Source organism: Burkholderia sp. CpTa8-5, assembly GCF_017815045.1.
GTDB classification, from domain to species: domain Bacteria; phylum Pseudomonadota; class Gammaproteobacteria; order Burkholderiales; family Burkholderiaceae; genus Burkholderia; species Burkholderia sola.
In genome coordinates this window covers 1-22,466 of the sequence record NZ_JAGIQD010000027.1, presented here as the reverse complement: position 1 = coordinate 22,466, position 22,466 = coordinate 1, and the positions used below count along the sequence as shown (strand labels likewise).

23 protein-coding genes are annotated in these 22,466 nt (G+C 67.6%); 13 read left to right on the top strand and 10 right to left on the bottom strand.

What is annotated here, in order from left to right:
• Nucleotides 1-19: 19 nt before the first annotated feature.
• The 4 genes from asnB to J8I35_RS28675 form a co-directional block, all read right to left on the bottom strand.
• Nucleotides 20-1,792, bottom strand: coding sequence for an asparagine synthase (glutamine-hydrolyzing) (gene asnB / locus J8I35_RS28690; protein ID WP_209928168.1), 1,773 nt, complete (start codon nucleotides 1,790-1,792; stop codon nucleotides 20-22).
• Nucleotides 1,793-2,248: 456 nt separating this feature from the next.
• Nucleotides 2,249-3,781 carry an efflux transporter outer membrane subunit gene (locus J8I35_RS28685; protein ID WP_209928166.1) on the bottom strand — a complete coding sequence of 511 codons (1,533 nt, stop codon included), beginning with the start codon at nucleotides 3,779-3,781 and terminating at the stop codon, nucleotides 2,249-2,251.
• Between the two features lie 31 nt (nucleotides 3,782-3,812).
• On the bottom strand, nucleotides 3,813-5,231 hold the full coding sequence (locus tag J8I35_RS28680; protein WP_209928164.1) for an efflux RND transporter periplasmic adaptor subunit: 1,419 nt from the start codon (nucleotides 5,229-5,231) through the stop codon (nucleotides 3,813-3,815).
• A 53-nt stretch (nucleotides 5,232-5,284) separates the two neighbouring features.
• A complete protein-coding gene (locus J8I35_RS28675) occupies nucleotides 5,285-8,524 on the bottom strand; it encodes an efflux RND transporter permease subunit (RefSeq protein ID WP_089490275.1) in 3,240 nt (1,079 codons plus the stop codon).
• A gap of 270 nt (nucleotides 8,525-8,794) precedes the next feature.
• On the opposite strand from J8I35_RS28675, the gene J8I35_RS28670 reads away from it, so the two are divergent.
• Both J8I35_RS28670 and J8I35_RS28665 read left to right on the top strand, forming a co-directional pair.
• Complete coding sequence (locus tag J8I35_RS28670) at nucleotides 8,795-9,292, top strand: MEKHLA domain-containing protein (RefSeq protein ID WP_209928244.1); 498 nt, start codon at nucleotides 8,795-8,797, stop codon at nucleotides 9,290-9,292.
• 127 nt (nucleotides 9,293-9,419) lie between these two features.
• Entirely contained in the window at nucleotides 9,420-9,734 is a 315-nt protein-coding gene (locus J8I35_RS28665; RefSeq protein WP_124557423.1) for a DUF4148 domain-containing protein, read from the top strand.
• 67 nt (nucleotides 9,735-9,801) lie between these two features.
• On the opposite strand, the gene ansP is transcribed toward J8I35_RS28665, so the two are convergent.
• Nucleotides 9,802-11,292, bottom strand: coding sequence for an L-asparagine permease (gene ansP / locus J8I35_RS28660; RefSeq protein ID WP_050017630.1), 1,491 nt, complete (start codon nucleotides 11,290-11,292; stop codon nucleotides 9,802-9,804).
• 471 nt (nucleotides 11,293-11,763) lie between these two features.
• On the opposite strand from ansP, the gene J8I35_RS28655 reads away from it, so the two are divergent.
• The 6 genes from J8I35_RS28655 (at nucleotide 11,764) to J8I35_RS28630 (ending at nucleotide 15,448) form a co-directional block, all read left to right on the top strand.
• Entirely contained in the window at nucleotides 11,764-12,570 is an 807-nt protein-coding gene (locus J8I35_RS28655) for a transporter substrate-binding domain-containing protein (RefSeq protein ID WP_089490277.1), read from the top strand.
• Between the two features lie 89 nt (nucleotides 12,571-12,659).
• Nucleotides 12,660-13,346 carry an amino acid ABC transporter permease gene (locus tag J8I35_RS28650; protein WP_050017627.1) on the top strand — a complete coding sequence of 229 codons (687 nt, stop codon included), beginning with the start codon at nucleotides 12,660-12,662 and terminating at the stop codon, nucleotides 13,344-13,346.
• A complete protein-coding gene (locus J8I35_RS28645; protein WP_050017626.1) occupies nucleotides 13,343-13,993 on the top strand; it encodes an amino acid ABC transporter permease in 651 nt (216 codons plus the stop codon). The genes J8I35_RS28650 and J8I35_RS28645 overlap by 4 nt, the downstream gene beginning before the upstream one ends.
• Entirely contained in the window at nucleotides 13,980-14,729 is a 750-nt protein-coding gene (locus tag J8I35_RS28640; protein ID WP_050017625.1) for an amino acid ABC transporter ATP-binding protein, read from the top strand. The genes J8I35_RS28645 and J8I35_RS28640 overlap by 14 nt, the downstream gene beginning before the upstream one ends.
• Before the next feature lie 174 nt (nucleotides 14,730-14,903).
• Nucleotides 14,904-15,182: a DUF4148 domain-containing protein gene (locus tag J8I35_RS28635; protein WP_176016159.1), complete on the top strand. Its 279-nt coding sequence runs from the start codon at nucleotides 14,904-14,906 to the stop codon at nucleotides 15,180-15,182.
• Nucleotides 15,179-15,448: a hypothetical protein gene (locus J8I35_RS28630; RefSeq protein ID WP_050017624.1), complete on the top strand. Its 270-nt coding sequence runs from the start codon at nucleotides 15,179-15,181 to the stop codon at nucleotides 15,446-15,448. Before J8I35_RS28635 ends, J8I35_RS28630 begins: the two co-directional genes overlap by 4 nt.
• On the opposite strand, the gene J8I35_RS28625 is transcribed toward J8I35_RS28630, so the two are convergent.
• The 3 genes from J8I35_RS28625 to J8I35_RS28615 form a co-directional block, all read right to left on the bottom strand.
• Entirely contained in the window at nucleotides 15,376-16,518 is a 1,143-nt protein-coding gene (locus tag J8I35_RS28625; protein ID WP_209928162.1) for an FAD binding domain-containing protein, read from the bottom strand. The two genes, J8I35_RS28630 and J8I35_RS28625, sit on opposite strands and share 73 nt — an antisense overlap.
• Before the next feature lie 41 nt (nucleotides 16,519-16,559).
• Nucleotides 16,560-17,435, bottom strand: coding sequence for an alpha/beta hydrolase (locus tag J8I35_RS28620; RefSeq protein WP_050017622.1), 876 nt, complete (start codon nucleotides 17,433-17,435; stop codon nucleotides 16,560-16,562).
• A gap of 127 nt (nucleotides 17,436-17,562) precedes the next feature.
• Nucleotides 17,563-18,282: a TetR/AcrR family transcriptional regulator gene (locus tag J8I35_RS28615; protein WP_124557429.1), complete on the bottom strand. Its 720-nt coding sequence runs from the start codon at nucleotides 18,280-18,282 to the stop codon at nucleotides 17,563-17,565.
• Nucleotides 18,283-18,520: 238 nt separating this feature from the next.
• Between J8I35_RS28615 and J8I35_RS28610 the strand changes: the two genes are divergently transcribed.
• Nucleotides 18,521-18,757 carry a DUF1427 family protein gene (locus tag J8I35_RS28610; RefSeq protein WP_089490279.1) on the top strand — a complete coding sequence of 79 codons (237 nt, stop codon included), beginning with the start codon at nucleotides 18,521-18,523 and terminating at the stop codon, nucleotides 18,755-18,757.
• Nucleotides 18,739-19,476, top strand: coding sequence for a YoaK family protein (locus tag J8I35_RS28605; RefSeq protein WP_050017619.1), 738 nt, complete (start codon nucleotides 18,739-18,741; stop codon nucleotides 19,474-19,476). Before J8I35_RS28610 ends, J8I35_RS28605 begins: the two co-directional genes overlap by 19 nt.
• 173 nt (nucleotides 19,477-19,649) lie before the next feature.
• On the opposite strand, the gene J8I35_RS28600 is transcribed toward J8I35_RS28605, so the two are convergent.
• Both J8I35_RS28600 and J8I35_RS28595 read right to left on the bottom strand, forming a co-directional pair.
• The gene (locus tag J8I35_RS28600) at nucleotides 19,650-20,558 is read right to left on the bottom strand and encodes a LysR family transcriptional regulator (RefSeq protein WP_209928160.1); all 909 of its coding nucleotides are present in this window, start codon (nucleotides 20,556-20,558) and stop codon (nucleotides 19,650-19,652) included.
• A gap of 107 nt (nucleotides 20,559-20,665) precedes the next feature.
• The gene (locus J8I35_RS28595; RefSeq protein WP_124557432.1) at nucleotides 20,666-20,944 is read right to left on the bottom strand and encodes a XapX domain-containing protein; all 279 of its coding nucleotides are present in this window, start codon (nucleotides 20,942-20,944) and stop codon (nucleotides 20,666-20,668) included.
• Between the two features lie 298 nt (nucleotides 20,945-21,242).
• On the opposite strand from J8I35_RS28595, the gene J8I35_RS28590 reads away from it, so the two are divergent.
• From J8I35_RS28590 to J8I35_RS28580, 3 genes are all read left to right on the top strand, one after another.
• Nucleotides 21,243-21,929, top strand: a complete 687-nt coding sequence (locus J8I35_RS28590; RefSeq protein ID WP_034175518.1) for a hydrolase — start codon at nucleotides 21,243-21,245, stop codon at nucleotides 21,927-21,929.
• A gap of 168 nt (nucleotides 21,930-22,097) precedes the next feature.
• Nucleotides 22,098-22,265, top strand: coding sequence for a DUF1427 family protein (locus tag J8I35_RS28585; RefSeq protein ID WP_014725963.1), 168 nt, complete (start codon nucleotides 22,098-22,100; stop codon nucleotides 22,263-22,265).
• A 19-nt stretch (nucleotides 22,266-22,284) separates the two neighbouring features.
• A partial coding sequence (locus J8I35_RS28580; protein WP_148093459.1) for a hypothetical protein occupies nucleotides 22,285-22,466 on the top strand: 182 nt, incomplete at its 3' end.

The following is a 22,466-nucleotide window of genomic DNA, read 5'->3' as shown; positions in this document are numbered from 1 at the left end:
ACGCAAAACGAGGCTCGCCTCATGGCATGCTCACGCCGTGAACCCGCGACCAGTGAGCCAACGAGCACGCCCGAAACATGATGGCGCGCTCTTGCTCATTCAGCGGCGATGGATCGGCGCAGCGGCGCTGCAGCCGGGGTACGTCGAGCAAGCCGGCGATGCGGTCGGCGTCCGTAGCCAGTATTTCGCGGGTGTGCTGGCGCAATGCCTCGCCGTTGCCTTGATCCTTGGGTAAGGCCGATTTCCTGCGCAGGCGCACGGCTTCCGGCAACGCACCGCGCGACGCTTCACGCAACATGGCCTTTTCCACGCCATCACGTAGCGCCAGTTCGGCCGGAATGGTGGCAGCCAGGTCCAGAACTTCGGTATCGCTGAAGGGGATGCGCGCTTCCAGTCCATGTGCCATCCCATGGATATCGCCGTTATGCAACAGCCGCTGCAACCAACGATGGCGCACCAGCCATTGCGTGGCGCGCAGACGTGAGGCGGGCGTATGCCAATCGTGTCCGGCGGCGATCGCCAGTTGGCGATAGACCTCGCCGTAGTGTTGCAACGGTTGCGCCAGCAGGCCGGGCCGTAGATAGGGATCGGCGGTCAAGCGTTGCAGGATATGGGTCGGGTCACGGGTGGCGTGCGGGTCGAGCAAGAAGTGATAGCCGTAGTGCGTTTCATCGGCGGCATCGCCCACCAATACCGCCTTGACGCGCGTGCTGGCGGCTCGCGCCAGGTAATGTTGCGCCAGCTCCTGTTCCCACGCGGGCAGGGCATCGTTCTGCGTGGCCAATTGCAGCAGATCCTGGGCGAGTGTCGAGCGCGTCGGTGTGACGTCTTCACGTGGCAGACCCAATTCATCGGCGGCCTGCTCGGCGAAAGGTTGATCATCGGAAGCCACGATCAGCGAACGCGCGTAGTCGTAGCGATGGTGATCTTCAAAGCGAATGGTGAAGCAGGGCGGTGTCGCACCTGCCGCTCGCGCCAGGCCGCCGATCAGCGTGGAGTCGAGGCCACCGCTGAAAAACAGGCCGACCGGTGTATCGGCGATCAAGCTGCGCTGGACGGCTGCGGCGAGGCGCTCGCGCAGCGCGGGAGCGATATCGTCGGCCCGGGTGGCCGGGTTTTCGGCAATCTCCGGCGCCCAGCGCGATAGCTGCAAGCCATCGCGATCCACGCGCAGCAGATGCCCGGGCGGCAGGTACGCCATGCCTTCGAACATGGGTTGCGCCACGCCGCTGAAGAACGGCGCCACCAGGTATTCCAGCACGGCGTCGACATTCGCACGCGGCGCTTGCATCGCGGGCAGCAGTCCTTTGGCCTCCGACGCAAACAGGACTTCCGGCCCCTGTTGCAGGTAAACGAACGGCTTGACGCCCAGCCGGTCGCGCGCGGCAAAGGCGCGTTGACGATGGGTGTCCCACACCAGGAACGCGAACATGCCGTTGAAGCGCCGAAGACACACTTCGCCCCAAACCGCATACGCGGCTAGCACCACCTCGGTGTCGGTGTTCGTACGGAACGACCAGTGCGCGCTCAGTTCGCGGCGAAGCTCAGCGTAGTTGTAGATTTCACCGTTGTAGACCAGCACGTAACGATGGTCGGCACTGCACATCGGCTGCGCGCCATGCTCGGCGTCGAGTAGCGCCAAACGGTCGTGAGCAAGCACGGCGTGTTGGTCATGCCATAAGCCCCGGCCGTCTGGCCCACGATGCCGTTGTTGCTCGCGCATGGCGAGCACCCGCTCGACCTGTGCGGGTGCCTGGCCGTCGTAGCGAATCAGCCCAGCCAAGCCGCACATCAGACGGTCGCGCCCGGTTGAACGGGGGCGAGCAACAGCGTGGTCCGTCGCTGTTGCCGTTCGAAGGTTCTGCTAACGGTCACCACAGATACGGCTAATGGGAAAACTTGTGGTAGTGCCGTCAGCAAAGGCTGAGAGCGACGTTCTTTTTGTGTCTGCACGCGTTGCGCTCATGCAAAAAACGGGGGACGTATGCGCGAAGATTTTGCTAATGCGCCTTCAAGCGCTTGCAATGTCGGATTTGGTTCATGAGCGGCGTAATGAGGAAAGCTACTCGTGGCAAAAGCATAGCGTGCACGTAACGGATGATCAACAAATTGGTGCGTGCACAACAATATAACCATCATCCGAAGCCCGGTGGGGCGACTCTAGTGGTTGTTTCCCCTAGACAGCATCACAAGTGCGCCGCGAAAGGATTTTTGCGGGCATAGCGCGCGGCACGCGTTCCTTGCAGGTTCAACCAGCCGCCGGCGGCGTGACGGCGGGTTCGGGTTGCGCGGCCCCGGCGTGTCCCTTCACGCCGGTGTTCGATTCCGCACCAGAGCCTGCGTTCGCCCCTGTCTGCCAGCCACCACCCAATGCCTTCAGCAACCCGACTTCCGCCTCGATCCGCCGCGCGTCGATCTGATCGGCCGTGCGCCGGTTCGTCAGCGCGATCGTCTGCGCGGTCACCACGTCCAGATAGCTGACGGCGCCCGCATTGAAGCGATTCGTCGTCAGCCGCAGCGACAGGTCGGCTGCGTCGGTCGCGCGTTGCTGGCTGCCGGCTTCGGATGCGAGCGCATCGATCGCGGACAACTGATCCTCGACCTGCTGGAACGCGACGAGCACGGTTTGCCGGTAATCGGCGACCGCGCCGTCGTATTGCGCATGCGCGCCGCGCAGCGACGCGCTGCGGCGGCCGCCGTCGAACAGCGTGCCGGCGAGTTGCGGGCCGAGCGACCAGAACAGGCTCGGCGCGGCGAGCCACGGCGCGAAGAACGAACTCTCGAGGCCGGCGCTCGCCGACAGCACCAGATCGGGAAAGAACGCGGCGCGCGCCTCGCCGATCTGCGCGTTCGCGGCCGCGACACGGCGCTCGGCCGCCGCGATGTCGGGCCGCCGCTCGAGCAGTTGCGACGGCACGCCGGCCGGAATGGCCGGCACGTGGAACGCCTGCACGCGCGGCGGCAGCGCGAACGTCGATGCGCTCTCGCCGACGAGCGTCGCGATCGCGTGCTGCAACTGCGCACGCGACGCGTCGATGTCGGTGTCCTGCGTGCGCGTCGATTCGAGCTGCGTGTCGGCTTGCGCAACCGCCGACGCGTCGATCGCACCGGCCGCGAGTTGTTGTTTGAGCAGCGTCAGCGCGTCCGCGTACGCGTGCACCGTGTCATCGAGCAACTGCTTCTGCGTGTCGAGCGAGCGCAGCGCGAAATAGTCGGTCGCGAGTTCGGCCGTGACCGACAGCTTCACGGCCTGCAGGTCGGCCGCGCTCGCGGCGGCATTCGCCTGCGCGCCGGTCACCGCGTCGCGCACGCGGCCGAACACGTCGGGTTCCCAGCTCGCGGCCACGCCGGCCTGGTAGTCGGGCGTCGTCTTGCCGGCGAGCGACGAACCGAGCCGGTTTTGCGACACGCGCGAGCGGCTTTGCGCGACGCCTGCCGTGATCGTCGGCAGGAAACCGGCGTGCTGATAGTCGACCATCGCGCGTGCCTGCTGCAGGTCGGCGACGGCTTTCTTCACCGTCTGGTTCGACACGTCGACGCGGGCTTCGAGCGTGTTCAGGTCGGCGTCGCCGAACACGGTCCACCACGCGCCGCGCGCGGCGGCGTCCGCGGGCATCGCGACGTGCCAGCCGGCTTGCGCGGCCGGCGCGCCCGCGTAGTGCGCGGGCACCGCGACGGCGGGTGGCGAATAGGGCGGCAGCGTCGAGCAGGCGGTCAATGTGGCGACGGCGCCGAGCGCGACGATGCGGCGAGCGAACGGGAGCGGATGAAGAAGGCGCATGGCAGGCATCTCGTGGGTGGTCGTCGATGGGTTAGCCGCGGGCGGGCGCCGGAGCGGGCGTTGAAGCAGCGCGTGCGACGCCGGCCGCGCGCAGCGGCGGCACGTCGCGCGCACCGGTCGCGGACGCCGGTTGCGCGGCCTGCGCGGACGAAGCAGCCGAAGCAGCCGAAGCAGCCGAAGCCGCAACCGGCGCCGCATCGCGCGAAGTCGCCACGATCTTCACGGCTTCCCCGGCCGTGATCGCATCGCCGGGGTTATCGATTACGCGATCGGTCGCCGCGAGCCCCGCGACGATCTCCACGCGCGTGCCGAAATCGCGCCCGATCTGCACGGTCTTCAGCGCGGTGCGTCCGTTCGCGCCGACGGTGGCGACCGTCACGCCGTTCGGGCGGAACAGCAGCGCACTGACCGGCAGGTCGAGCGCCGGCGCCGCGCTCGGCAAGACGAGATGCGCCTGCGCATACGCACCGGGCATCAGCGTGCCGTCGCGGTTGTCGACGTCGATCTCGACGCGCAGCGTGCGCGTGACGGGATCGATCGCGCCCGCGCTGCGCGCGACACGCGCGGCAACGCGCCGTCCCGGATACTGCGGCGTCGTCAGGTAGACCGGCGTGCCGGTCGACACGCCGGCCGCGCTGTCCTGCGGCACGTCGACGAACACGCGCAGCGTGTCCGTCTGTTCGAGATGGAACAGTTCGCCCGACAGGCCGGGGCTGCCGGGCGTGCCGCCCGCGGTGACCAGCGTGCCGACGTCGACGTTGCGTGCGGTGATCACGCCGTCGAACGGCGCGGTGACGGACTCGTACGACACGAGTTCGGCAAGGTGCGCGACGTTCGCCTGCGCGGACGCGAGCATCGCGCGCTTCGCGTTCATGTCCGCGACCTTCGTGTCGGTGTCCTGCTGCGACACCGACTGCGTTTTCAGCATGTCCTGCCAGCGCTGCGCGGTCGATTTCGCATAGTCGTAGTTCGCCTGTGCGCTCGCTTCGTCGGCGCGCGCCTGGCGCAGCTGCGCGTCGAGATCGGGCGCCGAGATCTGCGCGAGCGTCTGGCCGGCCTTCACGTGCGTGCCGAGATCGACGCTCCAGTGCGCGATATAGCCGCTCGTGCGCGCATAGATCGATGCGTCCGCATAGGGCGCGACCGAGCCGGGCAACGTCAGCGTCTGGTCGGCCGGCGCCGCGCCGGGCACGACGATGGACACCGGCAGCGCCTGCTGCACGGCCACCTGCGCACGTTGCGCGGCGCGTGCGTCGATACGCGGCACGATGCCGAGCGCGAGCAGCGCGGCGGCGAGCGCGACGGCCGCGAGCGGCACGGCCAGCTTGCGGCGGCCGCGGGCCGGCGGGGTGTCGGGGGCGCCGCCGCGGGCGGCGGGCGGCACGGCTGCGGCCGCGGTGGCCGCTTCGGCGGCGGGCGGCGGCGCGACGGGTTCGATCGAGTCGTTCATGATGGGTCCGGGGTCGGGCGAATCGATGGATAGGAAAGGTGGGGCGCCTGCGCTCAACGCAGCGCCGGCGTATCGGGTGCGTGCTGCGCGCGCCGGGCGGCCGCGGCGTCGCGACGCCGCGCGAGCCACGCGTGGACGAAGCCGAACAGCACCGGCACGAACAGCAGCGTCGACACCGTGCCGAACGCGAGGCCGCCGATCACCGCGCGGCCGAGCGGCGCGTTCTGCTCGCCGCCGTCGCCGAGGCCGAGCGCCATCGGCAACATGCCGATCAGCATCGCGAGCGCGGTCATCACGACGGGCCGGAAGCGGCTGAAGCCGGCGTCGAGCGCGGCCTGCCACGGCGATGCGCTGCCCGCGAGCAGTTCGCGCGCCGTATTCACGACGAGGATGCTGTTCGCGGTCGCGATGCCGATGCACAGGATCGTGCCGGTCAGCGCGGGCACCGACAGCGTGGTGCGCGTGACGAACAGCATCCACGCGATGCCGGCGAGCGACGCGGGCAGCCCGCCGACGATCACGAGCGGATCGAGCCACGACTGGAAGTTCACGACCATCAGCAGGTAGACCAGCGAGATCGCGAGCGCGAGGCCGCCGAGCAGGCCCGCGAACGATTCGTGCATCGCCTGCACCTGGCCGCGCAGCACGATCGACGAACCGGGCGGCAGTTGCGCGCGCGCGGCGTCGACGAGCTTCGTCACGTCGGCCGTGACGCCGCCGAGGTCGCGCCCCTGCACCGACGCGAAGATGTCGAGCACCGGCTGCACGTTGTAGTGCGACACCACGGCCTGCTGCGTCGCGCGCGAAAACGTGCCGAGCGAGCCGAGCAGGTTCTGCGCGGGCGCGCCCGCGGCCGGGCCGCCGGCCGGCGTCTGCGGCGATCTGGCGGTGCCGGCGGGCAGCGGCACGTTCGCGAGCGACTGCAGCGAATTCACCGTGTATTGCGGCGTCTGCACGAGCACCGGGTAGCTGACGCCGTTGCGCGGATCGAGCCAGAAGTTCGGCGTCGTCTGCGAGCTGCCGGACAGCGCGATCAGCAGGTTCTGCGCGACGTCGCGCTGTTCGAGGCCGGCCTGGATCGCCTTCGTGCGATCGACGTTCACGTTGATCGCCGGTTCGTCGCCGGGCTGCTGGATGCGCGCGTCGACGAGCCCGCGCACACCGCGCAGCTTCGCGAGCAGCGCGTTCGCGACCGCCCGGTTCTGGTCGAGCTTGTTGCCGACGATCTGGATGTCGATCGGCGCGGGCAGCCCGAAATTCAGGATCTGGCTGACGATGTCGGCCGGCAGGAACGCGAACGTCACGCCGGGGAACGATTGCGCGAGCACGTTGCGCAGCTTCGCGACGTACGCGGCGGTCGACGCGTGATTCGGCTTCAGCGTGACGAGCACGTCGGCGTCCTCGGTGCCGATCGGGTCCGACGAGTCGTACGTGAGGTTGATCCCGCTCACCGGCACGCCGATGTTGTCGAGCACGCCGGCGAGTTGGTTCGCCGGAATCACGCCGCGGATCTTTGCTTCGACCTGGTCGGTCAGCCGCGCGGTTTCCTCGATCCGCGTGCCGGTCGGCGCGCGCAGGTGCAGGCGGATCTCGCCGGTGTCGACCGACGGGAAGAAGTCCTGCCCGGCGAACGCATAGAGGCCGGTCGATGCGACGCAGGCGAGCAGGAACGCGGCCGCGAAGCGGCGGCGATGTGCGATCGCCGCCGACAGCAGCGCGCGATAGCGCAGCCGCACGGCCTCGAAGCGATGCTCGAACGCGGCCTGGAAACGTGCGATGCGCGCGAATACGCCGCGCGGCGGCCGGCCGCTGCCTTTGGCGCGCATCAGCGCCATCGCGAGCGTCGGCACCAGCGTGCGCGAGAAGAAGTACGACGCGATCATCGCGAAGATCACGGCTTCGGCGAGCGGCACGAACAGATAGCGCGCGACGCCGGTCAGCAGGAACATCGGTACGAACACGATGCAGATCGACAGCGTCGACACGAAGGTCGGCACCGCGATTTCGCCCGCGCCGGTCAGAATGGCCTCCTCGAGCGGCGCGCCGAGCTCGAGATGATGCGTGATGTTCTCGATCGCGACGGTCGCGTCGTCGACGAGGATCCCGACCGCGAGCGCGAGCCCGCCGAGCGTCATGATGTTGATGGTCTGGCCGAGCACGGACAGCGCGAGCAGCGACGTGAGCACCGCGAGCGGGATCGTGATCGCGATGATCAGCGTCGCGCGCCAGCTGCCGAGGAACAGCAGGATCATCAGCGCGGTCAGGCACGCGGCGATCAGCGCCTCGCGCACGACGCCCTGGACCGCCGCCTTCACGAACACGGACTGATCGTCGAGCGGCGAAATGTGCAGCGCCTTGGGCAGCCCGGCCGCGATCTTCGGCAGCATCGTCTTCACCTGGTCGATGATCGTCAGCGTCGACGTGCTGCCGGTCTTCTCGACCGTCAGCAGCGCCGCGCGCTTGCCGTCCGCCCGTACGATGTTGGTCTGCGGCGCGTAGCCGTCGCGAACGTGCGCGACGTCGCGCACATAGACGACATTACCGCCGATCGTCTTCACCGGCAGGTCGTTCAGCGCGGCGACCGTCTGCGTGCTGCCGTTCATCTGCACGTTGTATTCGTGCGTGCCGATCTTCGCGGTGCCGCCCGGCAGGATCAGGTTCTGCGCGTTGATCGCGTTGACGACGTCGATCGGCGCGAGCCCCTTCGCCTGCAGCGCGCGCGTATCGAGATCGACGACGATCTGACGAATCTTGCCGCCGAACGGCAGCGGCACGGCCGCGCCCTGGACGGTCGCGAGCTGCGTGCGGATGAAGCTGTTGCCGAGGTCGTACAGCTGCTGCTCGGGGAGCGTGTCGCTCGACAGGCCGAGCTGCAGGATCGGCACGGTCGACGCGTTGTACGTGATGATGTTCGGCGGCAGCGTGCCGGGCGGCAGGATGCGCAGGATCGACGCGGCGTTGCTCGCGGCTTCCGCGATCGCGCGATTGATGTCGGCGCCCGGATGGAAGAAGATCTTCACGACCGACACGCCGTTCAGCGACTGCGACTCGATGTGCTCGATGTCGTCGACGTCGGACGTGAGCGCGCGTTCGTAGTTCGACGTGATCCGCTTGGCCATGTCCTCGGCGGAGAAGCCGTTGTACGACCAGACGATGCTGACGACCGGAATGTCGATGCTCGGGAAAATGTCCGTCGGCGTGCGCAGCAGCGCGAGCGGCCCCGCGATGAAGATCAGCAGTGCGAGTACGACGAACGTGTAGGGCCTGCGTAACGCCAGCCGGACGATCCACATGATGGTGCTCCTCGAAGCAGGGCTTGGATGCGCATTCGATGCGACGAGCATGCAGTCTGCCGGCGCGGCGTTGACCCGACCCTGACTCGAAGATTACGAAACCGTTATCTGTGCGGGCGTGGCGACAGCGGCCGTGCGGCGGGGCGCGCAGCGCGATGCGCGCTGGCCGGACCGTCGTCGCCGACGGCCGTGCGCCGCTTCATCCCTATAATGTCCGGCGGCAAAACCTTCGCTCATTCGCGTATCTCGCCGATTTCAGGAGCCAGACCGATGTCGTTGCGCACCGATGCAAACTTCTTCCTCCTTCTTGCCGATTCGTATCGCCGGCTCGTGAACCGTCCGCTGGTGCCCGACGGCATGAGCGCGGCCGACGGCGCCGCGTGGCTGTACGGTACGGCGCCATTCGGCGTGCTTGCGCACGACACGTCGGCCGATCCGGTCTTCGTGTACGGCAATCAGCGCGCGCAGGCGATTTTCGAATACGACTGGGATGAACTGACGGCGTTGCCGTCCCGTCTGTCGGCGGAGCCGATGGAGCGACACGAGCGTCAGGTGTTTCTCGACAAGGTGATGCGCGACGGCTTCGTGTCCGAATACCGCGGCGTGCGGGTGACGAAGTCCGGCAAGCGGTTCTGGATCGAGCGCGCGACCGTGTGGCAGCTCATGGACGCGGACGGAATCGTGCACGGGCAGGCCGCGATGATTCCGGAAGTACGACCGCTCGACGCGCCCACGACGGGCGCCAGCGATCAGATAACAAAACCGTAATCGAAGCCTCACCTTCAGGAAAGCGCGCGAATCGCAGAATGCACCCAACTCTTCATCGCATCGATGGGGAGCGGAGGTCCGGCCTGATCTGCGGACGCGAACACGCCATCTTTGAGAGGTGAACATCATGAACAACCTGATTCGTGCAGTCCTGCTGTCCTGCGCACTGAGCGCACCGATCGTCGCATTTGCGCAAACCACCGACCATGCGGTCACACGGGCCGACGTGCGCGCCGATCTCGTCCGCGTCGAAAAGGCCGGTTATCGTCCGGTCGGCAGCGATCCGTACTATCCCGACGACATCCAGGCCGCGGAAGCGAAGGTCGCGGCACAGCAAGCGCAATCGGCCGCCGCGCGGCCGAGCGTCGCGGCCAAGACCGCTGCGCCGTCGTTCGCATCGCTCGCGTCGCTCGACGAGCAACCGTTGTACGAGCATCACTGAATGCGGCGGTCGACCGCCGTCGTTGGCCCGACGGCGGATCGTTCGACGGCGCGCGTGCCGCCGCGAGTCAGTGCTCGCCGTTCTCGAGCACGTTCTGCGTGAGCGCGATCGACGGAATCGTCGGCTTGAGCAACGCACGGCGCGCGCGACGGCTCAGCCACTTCCAGCCGGCCACGAGCAGCAGCGCGACCAGCGGGATCGACGCAATCGTCCACGTCCCGTTCGGGTAGTCGAATGCCATCAACACCAGCACGCCGAGCAGGAACAGCAGCGTGAGCCACGACGTCACGGGCGCGCCCGGCATCCTGAACGCGACGTCTTCCACGTCGCCGCGCCTGACCGCGGCGCGGAACTTCATCTGGCACACGACGATGAAGCCCCATGTGCTGATGATGCCGAGCGACGCGATGTTCAGCACGATCTCGAACACGCTCGACGGCACCAGATAGTTGAGCAGCACGCCGACCACATAGATCGCGACCGTCACCAGAATGCCCGCGTACGGGACGGATTGCGAACTCATCCGCGCGAGGAACGCGGGGGCCGAGCCGCCCATCGACAGCGAACGCAACACGCGCCCCGTCGAATACAGGCCGGAGTTCAGGCTCGACAGCGCGGCTGTGAGCACCACCAGGTTCATCACCGAGCCGATACCCGGCACGCCGAGCGCGCCGAAGAACGTGACGAACGGGCTCTGGCCCGCCTTGTACGCGCTCCACGGCAGCAGGCAGACCAGCAGCACGACCGACGCGACGTAGAAAATCGCGATGCGCCAGATCACGTTGTTGATCGCGCGCGGCAGCACCTTGCGCGCGTCCTTGCATTCGCCGGCGGCCGTGCCGACCAGTTCGACGCCCGCGAACGCGAACACCACGCCCTGCACCAGCACCAGCGCCGGCATCAGTCCGTGCGGAAAGAACCCGCCGTTGTCGGTGATCAGATGCATGCCGGTGCCATGGCCGGCCACCGGCATGCCCGTGCCGAGGATCGCCGCACCGATCACGAGAAACAGCACGATCGCGGCGACCTTGATCAGCGCGAACCAGAACTCCATCTCGGCGAACCATTTCACGCCGATCAGGTTCATCGTCGCGACGATGCACAGCGCGACGAGCGCGAAGATCCACTGCGGCACGGCCGCGAACGGCGCCCAGTAATGCATGTAGAGCGCGACGGCGGTGATGTCGACGATGCCGGTCATCGCCCAGTTCAGGAAGTACATCCAGCCGGCGACGAACGATGCCTTCTCGCCGAGGAATTCGCGTGCGTACGACACGAAGCTGCCGCTGCTGGGGCGATGCATCACCAGCTCGCCGAGCGCGCGCAGGATCAGGAACGAAAACGCGCCGCACACCAGGTAGACGATCGCGAGCGCCGGGCCGGCGGCCTGCAGCCGCGCGCCGGCGCCGAGAAACAGCCCGGTGCCGATGGCCCCGCCGATTGCGATCATCTGCACCTGTCGATTGCCGAGGGTCTTGTGATAGCCGGCTTCGTGCGATTCGAGCCAGCTGCGTTTGTCGGTTTCGCCGGTTGTCGACGGGTCGGGAATCGATGCCATGACGGTATCCTCGCGCACGGATGGGATGGGACTCGCCCCGATCGCGGGACGATCGGGACCACCGGTACCGGAGGAGCAGCGCGCGCAATCGAGCGCGCCGGTCCTGATCGCGATTCGTCGGACGTGACGAAAGGCCCGGTACGTCGCGAACGTATTCAGCCGTAATTCCCGTCACAAACGGAATGCAAATTTGGACTGGGGCTGTTCGAATCCGTGCATAGGGCCCCGGCGCCGGGTGAACCGGATAGGTAATTTGGTGCGCCGGCGCGCGCTGCGGGGGCAAGCGTTACCGACGGCACCGGTTCGTGCACCGAAATGAGGAATCCGGTTCGCCGAGAGGTTCGCCGAAATTTCCGCCTCATGCCGGTGCGGCAAGCGTTTCACGTCGGTGGCCCGGTTTTTGCTGGAGTGGTGTCGGCCGCGCAATCGTTGCGCGCTGCCCGACGACATACCAGACAAGGAAGATTCACCGTGAGCTCGACGACCCGACCGTTCCCCCGACGCACCTGGCTGGCTGCGCTGCTCGCCGCCCCCGTGATCGCGCTGTTCGCCGCCGCGCCGGCCCACGCCGATGCGCTCGACACCATCGCGAAGAACGGCACGCTGCGCGTCGCGGTGCCCGAGGACTATCCGCCGTTCGGTTCGGTCGGCACGGACATGCAGCCGCAGGGCTACGACATCGACATGGCCGGACTCCTCGCCAAGGCGCTCGGCGTCAAGCTGAAACTGGTGCCCGTCAACAGTGCGAACCGGATTCCGTACCTGACGACCAACAAGGTCGACATGGTGATCTCGTCGCTCGGCAAGACGCCGGAGCGCGAGAAGGTCATCGACTTCTCGAGCGCGTACGCACCGTATTTCCAGGGCGTGTTCGGGCCGTCCGACGTGAAGGTGAGCACGCCCGCCGACCTCGGCGGCAAGACGGTCGGCGCGACGCGCGGCGCGCTCGAGGAGATCGCGCTGTCGCAGCTCGCGCCGAACGCGACGATCAAGCGCTTCGAGGACAACAACGCGACGATCCAGGCTTTCCTGTCGGGGCAGGTCCAACTGATCGCGGCCGGCAACATCGTCGCGGCGGCGATTCTCGCGAAGAATCCGCCGCGCCGCCCCGAGGTCAAGTTCGTGATCAAGAATTCGCCGTGCTTCGTCGGCGTCAACAAGAACGAACCGCGCCTGCTCGCGAAGATCGACGATGCGATCGCGCATGCGAAGCAGGACGGCTCGCTGGGCGAAATGTCGCGCAAGTGGCTCGGCCAGCCGTTGCCGGCCGGACTGTGACGCATCGCCGTGTCGCGTGACACGTCGCCGCGGCCGGGATGCCCGGCGCGGCGCGTGTCGTTGTCCGAACCCGAATCTATCCCGTTCCCATGAGCTACCAGCTTCAATTCGGCGAGCTTGCCGAGTATGCCGGCGTATTCGCGAGCGGCGCGGCGATCACGCTCGCGCTGACCGCGGTCGCGACCGTGCTCGGCGTGGCGGTCGGCGTGCTCGGCGCGGCCGCGTACAGCGCCGACGCGCGCGCGGCCGTGAAACTTCGCCCGCTGATCGGCGCGTACGTCGAGGCGATTCGCAATACGCCGTTCGTCGTCCAGCTGTTCTTCATCTTCTTCGGCTTGCCGGCGCTCGGCGTGCACATCGACGAATACACGGCCGCGATCCTCGCGATGACGCTCAATCTCGGCGCGTACTCGGTCGAGATCGTGCGCGCGGGCGTGGCCGCCGTGCCGAAAGGGCATCTGGAGGCGGCGTCCGCGCTCGCGATGTCGCGCGCGCAGATGCTGCGCCACGTCGTGCTGCCGCAGGCGCTCGCCAAGGTGTTTCCCGCGCTGTCGAGCCAGATCGTGATCACGATGCTCGGCTCGGCGGTCGTGTCGCAGATCTCGGTGGCCGATCTGACCTATGCGGCCAGCTACATCCAGTCGCGCAACTTCCGCGCATTCGAGACGTACTTCGTGATCACGCTCGCGTATCTGGCGATGGCGCTGCTGATGCGCGCGACGCTCGGCGCGATGGGCCGCCGCCTGTTCTCCCGCCGCATGCGAGGTGCGCGATGACCGATTTCACGTTCGGGCAGATGCTCGCGAACTTGCTGCTGGCCGCGCGCTGGACGATCGTGCTGTCGATCGTGTCGTTCGTGTCCGGCGGCCTCGTCGGCCTCGGGCTGCTTGTGATGCGCGTGTCGAATTCGACGGTGCTGCGCGGCGTCGCGAAACTCTATATCGAAGTGTTCCAGGGCACGCCGTTGCTGATGCAACTGTTCATCGTGTTCTTCGGCTTGCCGCTCGTCGGGCTCGACGTTTCGCCGTGGGTCGCGGCCACCGCGGGGCTCACGTTCTTCACCAGCGCCTATCTGGCCGAGATCTGGCGCGGCTGCGTCGAGGCGGTGCCGAAAGGGCAGTGGGAAGCATCGGCGAGCCTCGCGATGAGTTATGTCGAGCAGTTGCGTCACGTGATCCTGCCGCAGGCCGCGCGCATCGCGATCGCGCCGACGGTCGGCTTCGGCGTGCAGGCCGTGAAGGATACGGCGCTGGTGTCGATCATCGGCTTCACCGAGCTGACGAAGGTCGGCATCGCGATCTCGAACGCGACGTTCCGGCCGTTCGTCGTGTATGGCCTCGTCGCGCTGATCTATTTCGCGCTCTGCTATCCGCTTACCCGTTATGCGCGCACGTTGCAAAGGAGATGGCATGCCGCTCGTTGAAACCCGGGGTCTCGAAAAGAACTTCGGCACCCATCATGTGCTCAAGGGCATCGATCTGTCCGTCGAGCGCGGGCAGGTCGTGTCGATCATCGGCCGCAGCGGCTCGGGCAAGAGCACGCTGCTGCGCACGCTCAACGGGCTCGAGAGCATCGACGCGGGCACGATCTCGGTCGACGGCGAACGCGTCGATGCACGGCATGCGGACTTGCGTGCACTGCGGCTGAAGGTCGGCATGGTGTTCCAGCAATACAACCTGTTTCCGCATCTGAGCGCCGGACAGAACGTGATGCTCGCGCAGTCGGTGGTGAAGAAGTCGCACCGCCAGCAGGCGCGCGCGATCGCGGAGCTGATGCTCGAGCGCGTCGGCCTCGGCGACAAGTTCGACGCGTTTCCGGAACAGCTGTCGGGCGGCCAGCAGCAGCGCGTCGCGATCGCGCGTGCGCTCGCGATGAAGCCGAGCGTGCTGCTGTGCGACGAGATCACGTCCGCGCTCGATCCCGAGCTCGTCGGCGAGGTGCTGGGCGTCGTCGAGCAACTCGCGCGCGAGGACATGACGCTGATCATGGTCACGCACGAGATGAACTTCGCGCGGGCGGTGAGCGACCGGATCGTGTTCATGCACCAGGGACGCGTGTGGGAGAGCGGGACGGCCGAGGAAATCTTCGAGCGGCCGCAGACGGTGGAGTTGACGCGGTTTCTGAGCAGCGTGCGGAATCCGGAAACCGCTGCGCGTTGACCGACACGGCCGTGCGGCCGGGCCGCGACCAGATGACAAGACCGTAATCGAAGCCTCACCTTCCGGACAGCGCGCGAATCGCAGAATGGACACCACTCCTCATCGCATCGATGCGGAGCGGATGTCCGGCCTGATCGGCGGACGCGAACACGCTATCTTTGAGAGGTGAAGGTCATGAACAAGCTGATTCGTGCAGTCCTGATTTCCTGTGCGCTGAGCGCGCCGGTCGTCGCATTCGCGCAAACCGCCGACCATACGGTCACGCGCGCCGACGTGCGCGCCGACCTGGTTCGGGCCGAGCGCGACGGCACGGTGCCGACGTCGAACTGGGACTATCCGCCGAGCACGCAGACGATCGCGCGCAATCGCGAGCTGTATGCGATCGCGCATGGCGACAGCCACACGGCAATGGCCATGACGTCGGCCGCCGTGTCGACCGCGAGCGCGCAATGAAGCGGGCCGCCATATCGATACGCGTGACGGGGCTGGCGATCGCCGCGTGGCTCGCGGCGGCCGCAGCCCCGGCGTTCGCGCGCGGGCAGCCGCAACTGCCCGATGACGACGGCGGGCGCGCCGGCGTGCTGCGCGCGTTGAACCCCGACTTCGATCCGCACCGCGCGGCACTCGACCTCCGGCCGGCGAGCCGTCACGCCGCGCCCATCAGCCGCGCGCCGAGCGCGATCCCGCGCGCGGACAACAGCGCGCTGGCCGCCCGCTGACGGGCGTCCCAGCCCGCCAGCGCGGCGTCGAACGCGACGCCGCGTGCGACGTCGCGCAACGCTTCGGCGAGATCGACCGCGTTGTCCGCCGCTTTCGCGACGCCCCCCGCGGTGTGCGGGCGCACGATGCACGCGGCGTCGCCGAGCAGCACCGCGCGGCCGAACGCCATGCGTGCGGCCGCGAGATCGACGATCGCCTGTGCGAACGGCGCGGCGGTCGCATCGACGAGCGCGGCGAGTGTCGGCGCGAGCATCCGGTCGGCGGCGTCGACGAGTTCCGCGCGGTTGTCGTCGCGCATCGCGCCGGGCGGCAGCGACCCGTCGCGCTGCGTGCCGTCGCGCGCGAGGAACAGCGACGGCAGCCGGTCGGACGCGAGCCGCCGGTACCACACCCAGTTCACGCGCCGCCCGCCCGGTTCGGTCGCGCCGTCGGCGCCGGGCACCAGATAGGCGAGGAACAGGTGCCGGTCGCCTTGCTGGAACGTGAAGCGTTCGCGCAGCATGACCAGCACCTGCTCGGGCAGCGCGCGTTCGTCGACGAGCCCGCGCCACGCGACATAACCCGCATACGCCGGCTGCACGTCCGGCAGCAACTGCGCGCGCACCGTCGAGCGGCCGCCGTCCGCGCCGATCAGCAGGTCGGCCGTCTCGACGCGGCCGCTCGCGAAATGCGCGACGATCCGCTCGCCGTCCTGCTCGAACCGCTCGAATGCGTCGCCCGCGTGGATGATTTCGGCCGGCAGCGCACGCCTCAGCGCCGTGTAGATCACGTTCCATCCCGTCTGCGTCTGCGGCATCGCGAAGCGCTGCACGATCCGGTCCTGCGCGTCGACGTAGATCCGGTCGACCGAATCGACGCCCGCGTCGCGCGGTAGCGCCACGCCGCCGAACGCGAATGCGCGCTCGATCGGCGGCTGCAGCACGATGCCGCCGCCGCGGCTGTCGAGTGCGTGCGGCGATTGCTCGAAGACGCGGACGTCCCAGCCGGCCGCGCGCAGCGCGGTCGCCGCGAACAGCCCGCCGACCGATCCGCCGGCGATGACGGCCTTGCGGCCCGATCCGTGTTCCATCCGATGTTCCCTCGATGATGCCGCGTGCGGCGAACGGCGCGTCAGCCGCCCCAGCCGCGCAGGAAATCGAGCAGCAGCGCGTTCACGCGCTCGGGCTGCTCCTCGTGCGGCAGATGTCCGCACTGCGCGATCGGCTCGGCACGCAGGTGGGTTGCCATGCTTTCCCACACGGTCTTCATGTCGAACATCTTGCCGACCGCGTAGAAATCCTCGCCCCAGATCGCCATGGTCGGGCACGCGATCCTGATATCCGCATCGACGAGGTCCTGCTGGACGTCTTCCGCGTTCGCGCGATAGTCCGCCAGCGCGCCGCGCACGGCGCCCGGACGCCGATACGCGCGCACGTACGTGTCGAACGCATCGCCCGAGATCGCGTGCGGGTTGTAGCACCAGTCGGCGAAAAAATAGCCGAGCCATTCGGCTTCCTTGCCGGCGATCAGCGCCTCCGGCAGGTCGGGCACCTGGTGGAACAGGAAAAACCAGTACGCGCGGGCCGTTTGCGCGGTCATGTTCTGCGCGACGATGCGGGTCGGCACGTTGTCCATCACGACGAGCCGGTCGACACGTTCGGGGAAGTCCTTCGCGAAACGCGTCGCGACGCGTGCGCCGCGGTCGTGCCCGACGAGCGCGATGCGCCCGATGCCGAGCGCATCGAGCAGCGCGGCGACGTCGCGCGCCATGTTGCGCTTGTCGTAGCCGGCCGCGGGCTTGTCGGTTTCGCCGTAGCCGCGCAGGTCGGGCACGATCACGCGATAGTGCCGTGCCAGCGCCGGAATCTGGAAGCGCCACGCGAAGCTCGTTTCGGGGAAGCCGTGCAGCAGCACGACGACGGGCCCCGCGCCGGCCTCGATGACGTGCTGGCGGATGCCGTTCGCCGTAACGGTGTGATGGGTCAGTGCAAGCGTGTCGGTCGTCATGGGAAATCCCGGTTGTGCGGGCGGTGCGCGATACGGCACGCGTCCGATGCTGTCCGAGGATAGGGCAGGCGACGTGCGTCGCGGCTGAATCGTTCTGAACCGGCCTGAGCGCCACGCCACGCCGGCATCACTTGCGGCGGGGGCGCTTGCCGGATGCGTCGGACGCCACACGCTGCAGCGCGGCCGGCGTGCCGTTCAGGAACGCGTCGATCTGCCGTTCGATTTCCGCGTCGAGATCGTCGGGCACCGGCAACCCGTATACCCACTTGCGCACGCCGAGATAGAAGATGCTCGCGTGCAGGCTCCACACCAGTTCGATTTCCGCGTTGCGCTGCGCTTCCGACGCCGGTGTCGCGATGTCGTACGCGTGCCGCAGCTCGCGCAGCACCGGCAGGAACACGCGTTCGCGCAGCCGCGACAGATAGCGCGTATTGAAGCCCTCGCGGCTGAGCCCCGCGAAGATGAACGTGCGGATCCATTCGCGCCGCAGGATCGTCTGCGCGTACGACCGGTAGAACGCGACGAGCCGCTGCTGGAGCGGAACCGAGCGGTCGGCGATCAGCTTTTCCCACTCGGGGTCCCACGTGTAGACCTCGTCGTATACGCGATCGATCAGCGCTTCCTTGCTCGGGAAATACCGGTAGAGCAGCGGCTGGGTCACGCCGATCTGCCGCGCGAGCTCGCGCGTGCTGCCGGAAAAACCGTGGGTCGCGAAGTGTTCGACCGCCTTTTCGACGATCTGTCGTTCGCGTGCTTCCGGCGTGAGGCGGCGGCCCGATGTGCCGGCGGTGTCGTCGGCGGTCGTCCCGCGCGCACGGGGCGCTGCATTGCGCTTGGTCTCGGTCATGCGTCGGCTCCTGAATGGGCCATTCTGCACTTATCGATCGAAAAATAGCAAGGCGCGCCCCGGCGAGGGCCGCGCGGCAGGCCGCGAAGGCGGGCGTCGTGCCGCGCGCGGTTCGGCGGTTTCAGAAAATTTCAGGTCGCCGCCATGACTTTCAGGCCCGCATTCCCTACGCTTGCTCCCGAACCGCTGCACGAGGCCGAAGCCCTTCGGCCGGCCCGCGGCGCAACCGGAACGGACCATGGCTTACCTGATCTCGCCGGGAGCCGGCATCGCAGTCGGCTTCCTGCCCCCCCTCGTGCGCGTGCAGTCGCCCGCGCGGCCGCTGACCGCGCCAGCGGGCCTGCTCGGCCTCGTCTTCCGCGAGCATGCGATTCCGCTCGTGCAGGCGCAATGGCGCGTGCTCGCCGCGCGGGTCCGCGATACGGACACCTTCGATAGAACCACGGAAGCCACGACATGCAGCCCGCGCAAGTAACGGCAGCGGGCGCGGCGGCCCCCGATCACCTGCGCGGCGAGGATGTGTTCCTCGCCTCGATCGCCGGCTATGTCGACACGCTCGGCTTCGTCGCGCTGTTCGGGCTCTTTACCGCGCACGTCACCGGCAACTTCATCCTCATCGGCTCGGGCCTCGCCGGTGTCGGCCAGGGCCTGATGATCAAGTGGCTCGCGTTTCCGGCCTTCATTGCGGGCATCGTGGCCGCCCGCCTGCTCGATCACCGGATGCGCGTGCGCGGGCATGGCCCGCGGGCGTGCTCGCTGTATGCACTGCAGACGATCCTGCTGGCCGGCTTCATGCTCGCGGGCGTCGCGGCGTCGCCGATCGGTAGCGCCGATGCGCCCGCGACGATCGTCTGCGGGCTGCTCGGTGCGGCGGCAATGGGCGTGCAGAACGCGCACGGCCGGCTGACCGCGCGCACCGTCGTCGCGAATACCGTGATGACCGGCAACGTCACGCAGGCCGTCATCGATGCATTCGACTGGCTCGTGCCGATCGCCGCGCCGGCCGAACGGGAAGCCGCACGCGCGCGGCTGCGACGCACGCTGCCGCCGGTTGTCGGTTTCGCGATCGGCGCGGGCGCCGGCGCGACCGCGTACCTGTACGCCGGGTTCTGGGCCCTGGCGCTGCCGCTTGCGGCGCTCGGTTTCCTCACCTGGCGATCCGGCCGCGCCGGCGAGCCGTCCGCGTCGCGCTGAACGCCGATTCCGCACGCGGGGTCGGCTGCGTGCGCCACCGGCGCGGCGGCGAAGCCGCCCCGCGTTTCTTCATTTCATTCAACGCTGACTTCGAGAACCGCTTGGTTGATGCAGCTTGATTGATGCAGGTCGGCAAGCGCGAGACCGCTCGACCGTTCGCGGAAAGCGCAGCGTCACGCATGCGCGGTGAACCGGTCGACGAGGTCGTGGTGACCGAGCTGTTCGACCCACCAGCGTAGCGCGCGTCCGGCTTCGTCGGCGCGCCATGCGATATAGCAATGGGTCGTGTCGCGCATGCCGGTGACTTCCCGCGCGACGAGCCTGCCTTGCGCGATCGCGGGCGTCGCGATGCAGTCCGGGAGGGTACCCACCGCGAGTCCTTCGCATTGCGCGGCCAGTTTCGCGGCGAGCGTCGGCACCGCGAGATACGGTTGGCCGGCGTCAAGCGCGACCGGCTGCGGCTGAAGTTCGCGGGACGTGTCGGAGATCACCGCGCTGCGATACTCGACGATCGCCGCCATCGACAGCGGTTCGGGCAGCGCCGCGAGCGGATGGGTAGGGGCGACCGCGAACACGTGCCGGAGCGTGCCGATGGGCTGCGCGACGATGTCCGGCAGTTCCGGAGGCTCGCCCGCCGCGCCGACGATCAGATCGGCCCGCCGCGAAATCAGCGCATCCCAGGTGCCGCCGAGCACTTCGGTGGAGAAGCGCAGTCGCGTGTCCATTTCAAGATCGTAGAACGCGTGAACGTATGGCCACATCATGTCGAACGGCAGTATCTCGGCGATGCAGACGCGGACCTCGGTTTCCCAACCTTGCTGCGCGCGCTGGGCCTTCCGTTCGAGCTGTTCGGCGGCATGAAGGAGACGGCGGCCTTCCTCGACGACGACGCGGCCCGCATGCGTGAGCTTCGCGCGACGCCCGCTGCGATCGAACAACGCGACGCCGAGATCGCTCTCGAGCTTCTGTACGACGTATGTCAGTGCGGACGGCACGCGGTGCACCAGCTCTGCCGCGTCGGCAAACGTACCGGTGCGGTCGATCGCGTCCAGTGCCTCGAGTGCTTCGAAAGACAGCTTCATGGCGAGTTTCTACGGCAAGGGCATCAGGCGATGTCGCGCCGTCGGGCGACGCTGATTCCAATACTGTTCACAACGGGCCGCCGCCGCATTCGCTCGACGTCAGCCTGTCACGTCGGTGTCGATTCGCTGCGCTTCACGGCAGCGTCGGCGTGTGCGCCGGGCAGCGCGCCGAACATGTGCTGGTTGCACTTCGCGTCGCGCCACGCGGTTCCCAGTCGGATCCCGTCGAACATCCGCCGCACCACGGGAAGGATCTGTTCGCCGGCCAGAATGCCGAGCAGGCCCACCAGGGCGACGGCGGGCGGCGCCGGCGATTGCACGCCGATCAGCGCGTAAACGACGCCGGCGAGGATGCCGGCGAGAAGTGAAGCAATGTACGGTTTCATGGGTCTGGAATGGAATGACGGCCGTTTAAAAATACGGATGAATACCGGGCTGGCGTCGATCCGAAAGTCTTGGGCCAGCCTATCAGGTCTGCGCGTTCGCCGTCAGCGCATTCAATGAAATTCAGATCTTTTCAGTCTGAATTCAGCGCGTGGCGAGAATCAGAACAATTAACTGGTGCGGTCGCGCATTCGCGTATTGAATGTCGCAGGCCGGTTGCCGGCACCGCGCATTGGACGCTTCGCGGATTCGTCGGCCAGGCGAGTCTCATCTTTCTCCGCGTCAAAGGACATCACCATCATGAGCAACCCCAAGCTTGAAGTACTTACCCCGCACAACAGCCAGCTGATCTTCATCGACCAGCAGCCGCAAATGGCGTTCGGCGTGCAGTCGATCGATCGCCAGACGCTGAAGAACAACGTCGTCGGCCTCGCGAAGGCCGCGAAGGTCTTCAACATCCCGACCACGATCACGACGGTCGAAAGCGAGAGCTTCTCGGGCCACACGTATCCCGAACTGCTCGACGTGTTCCCGAACCAGAAGACGCTCGAACGCACGTCGATGAATTCGTGGGACGACCAGAAGGTGCGCGACGCGCTCGCCGCGAACGGCCGCAAGAAGGTGGTCGTGTCGGGCCTGTGGACCGAAGTCTGCAACACGACGTTCGCGCTGTGCGCGATGCTCGAAGGCGACTACGAGATCTACATGGTCGCCGACGCATCGGGCGGCACGACGCAGGCTGCGCACGATATCGCGATGCAGCGCATGGTGCAGGCCGGCGTGGTGCCGGTCACGTGGCAGCAGGTGCTGCTCGAATGGCAGCGCGACTGGGCGCGCCGCGAGACGTACGACGCGGTGATGGCGATCGCGAAGGAGCATTCGGGCGCATACGGGATGGGCGTGGACTACGCGTACACGATGCTCCACAAGGCACCGCAGCGCACCGCGACGCCGCACGAGTCGATTGCGCCGGTTCCGGCGAAGTAAGTGAAGACGGCCGGTAACGGCTGATGCCGGTGCGGCCGGTTCGACGCGAACGCGCCGCATGGGCTCCATTGCCGCGGGCGGCGGACGTGACCGAAACACGAATGCCGCCCGCGGCATGCGGGTCGAAACACTGCGCCTGCATTTGAAATTGTCCGGGAGATTTATCGCATGGAACCTTATCTGGTTTCCCTTGGTGCGGGCCTGCTGATCGGTGTGATTTACAGCGCCATCAAGGTTCGCTCTCCCGCACCGCCGCTGATTGCGCTGGTCGGGTTGCTCGGCATGCTGATCGGCGTGCAAGCCCTACCCACCGTCAAACAACTCTTTGGCTTCTGATCAACAAGAGGTGATGCATATGACCGCAACCGTGACCCAACCGGATCTGATCCTGCACAACGGACGATTCACGACGCTCGACCGCGCGAACCCCGTCGCGACGGCCGTCGCGATTGCCGCCGGGCGCTTCGTCGCGGTCGGCAGCGAAGCGGACGTGATGCCGCTCGCGGGCCGCGCGACGAAGGTGGTCGATCTCGGCGG

Bases quoted from the DNA above. Each gene is read 5' to 3' on its own strand.
- J8I35_RS28680 (WP_209928164.1), bottom strand. From the start codon at position 5,231: ATGAACGACTCGATCGAACCCGTCGCGCCGCCGCCCGCCGCCGAAGCG.
- ansP (WP_050017630.1), bottom strand. From the start codon at position 11,292: ATGGCATCGATTCCCGACCCGTCGACAACCGGCGAAACCGACAAACGC.
- J8I35_RS28640 (WP_050017625.1), top strand. From the start codon at position 13,980: ATGCCGCTCGTTGAAACCCGGGGTCTCGAAAAGAACTTCGGCACCCAT.
- J8I35_RS28605 (WP_050017619.1), top strand. From the start codon at position 18,739: ATGCAGCCCGCGCAAGTAACGGCAGCGGGCGCGGCGGCCCCCGATCAC.
- J8I35_RS28665 (WP_124557423.1), top strand. From the start codon at position 9,420: ATGAACAACCTGATTCGTGCAGTCCTGCTGTCCTGCGCACTGAGCGCA.
- J8I35_RS28620 (WP_050017622.1), bottom strand. From the start codon at position 17,435: ATGACGACCGACACGCTTGCACTGACCCATCACACCGTTACGGCGAAC.
- J8I35_RS28610 (WP_089490279.1), top strand. From the start codon at position 18,521: ATGGCTTACCTGATCTCGCCGGGAGCCGGCATCGCAGTCGGCTTCCTG.
- J8I35_RS28635 (WP_176016159.1), top strand. From the start codon at position 14,904: ATGAACAAGCTGATTCGTGCAGTCCTGATTTCCTGTGCGCTGAGCGCG.
- J8I35_RS28645 (WP_050017626.1), top strand. From the start codon at position 13,343: ATGACCGATTTCACGTTCGGGCAGATGCTCGCGAACTTGCTGCTGGCC.
- J8I35_RS28590 (WP_034175518.1), top strand. From the start codon at position 21,243: ATGAGCAACCCCAAGCTTGAAGTACTTACCCCGCACAACAGCCAGCTG.
- asnB (WP_209928168.1), bottom strand. From the start codon at position 1,792: ATGTGCGGCTTGGCTGGGCTGATTCGCTACGACGGCCAGGCACCCGCA.
- J8I35_RS28630 (WP_050017624.1), top strand. From the start codon at position 15,179: ATGAAGCGGGCCGCCATATCGATACGCGTGACGGGGCTGGCGATCGCC.
- J8I35_RS28675 (WP_089490275.1), bottom strand. From the start codon at position 8,524: ATGTGGATCGTCCGGCTGGCGTTACGCAGGCCCTACACGTTCGTCGTA.
- J8I35_RS28670 (WP_209928244.1), top strand. From the start codon at position 8,795: ATGTCGTTGCGCACCGATGCAAACTTCTTCCTCCTTCTTGCCGATTCG.
- J8I35_RS28625 (WP_209928162.1), bottom strand. From the start codon at position 16,518: ATGGAACACGGATCGGGCCGCAAGGCCGTCATCGCCGGCGGATCGGTC.
- J8I35_RS28585 (WP_014725963.1), top strand. From the start codon at position 22,098: ATGGAACCTTATCTGGTTTCCCTTGGTGCGGGCCTGCTGATCGGTGTG.
- J8I35_RS28595 (WP_124557432.1), bottom strand. From the start codon at position 20,944: ATGAAACCGTACATTGCTTCACTTCTCGCCGGCATCCTCGCCGGCGTC.
- J8I35_RS28600 (WP_209928160.1), bottom strand. From the start codon at position 20,558: ATGAAGCTGTCTTTCGAAGCACTCGAGGCACTGGACGCGATCGACCGC.
- J8I35_RS28685 (WP_209928166.1), bottom strand. From the start codon at position 3,781: ATGCGCCTTCTTCATCCGCTCCCGTTCGCTCGCCGCATCGTCGCGCTC.
- J8I35_RS28615 (WP_124557429.1), bottom strand. From the start codon at position 18,282: ATGACCGAGACCAAGCGCAATGCAGCGCCCCGTGCGCGCGGGACGACC.
- J8I35_RS28650 (WP_050017627.1), top strand. From the start codon at position 12,660: ATGAGCTACCAGCTTCAATTCGGCGAGCTTGCCGAGTATGCCGGCGTA.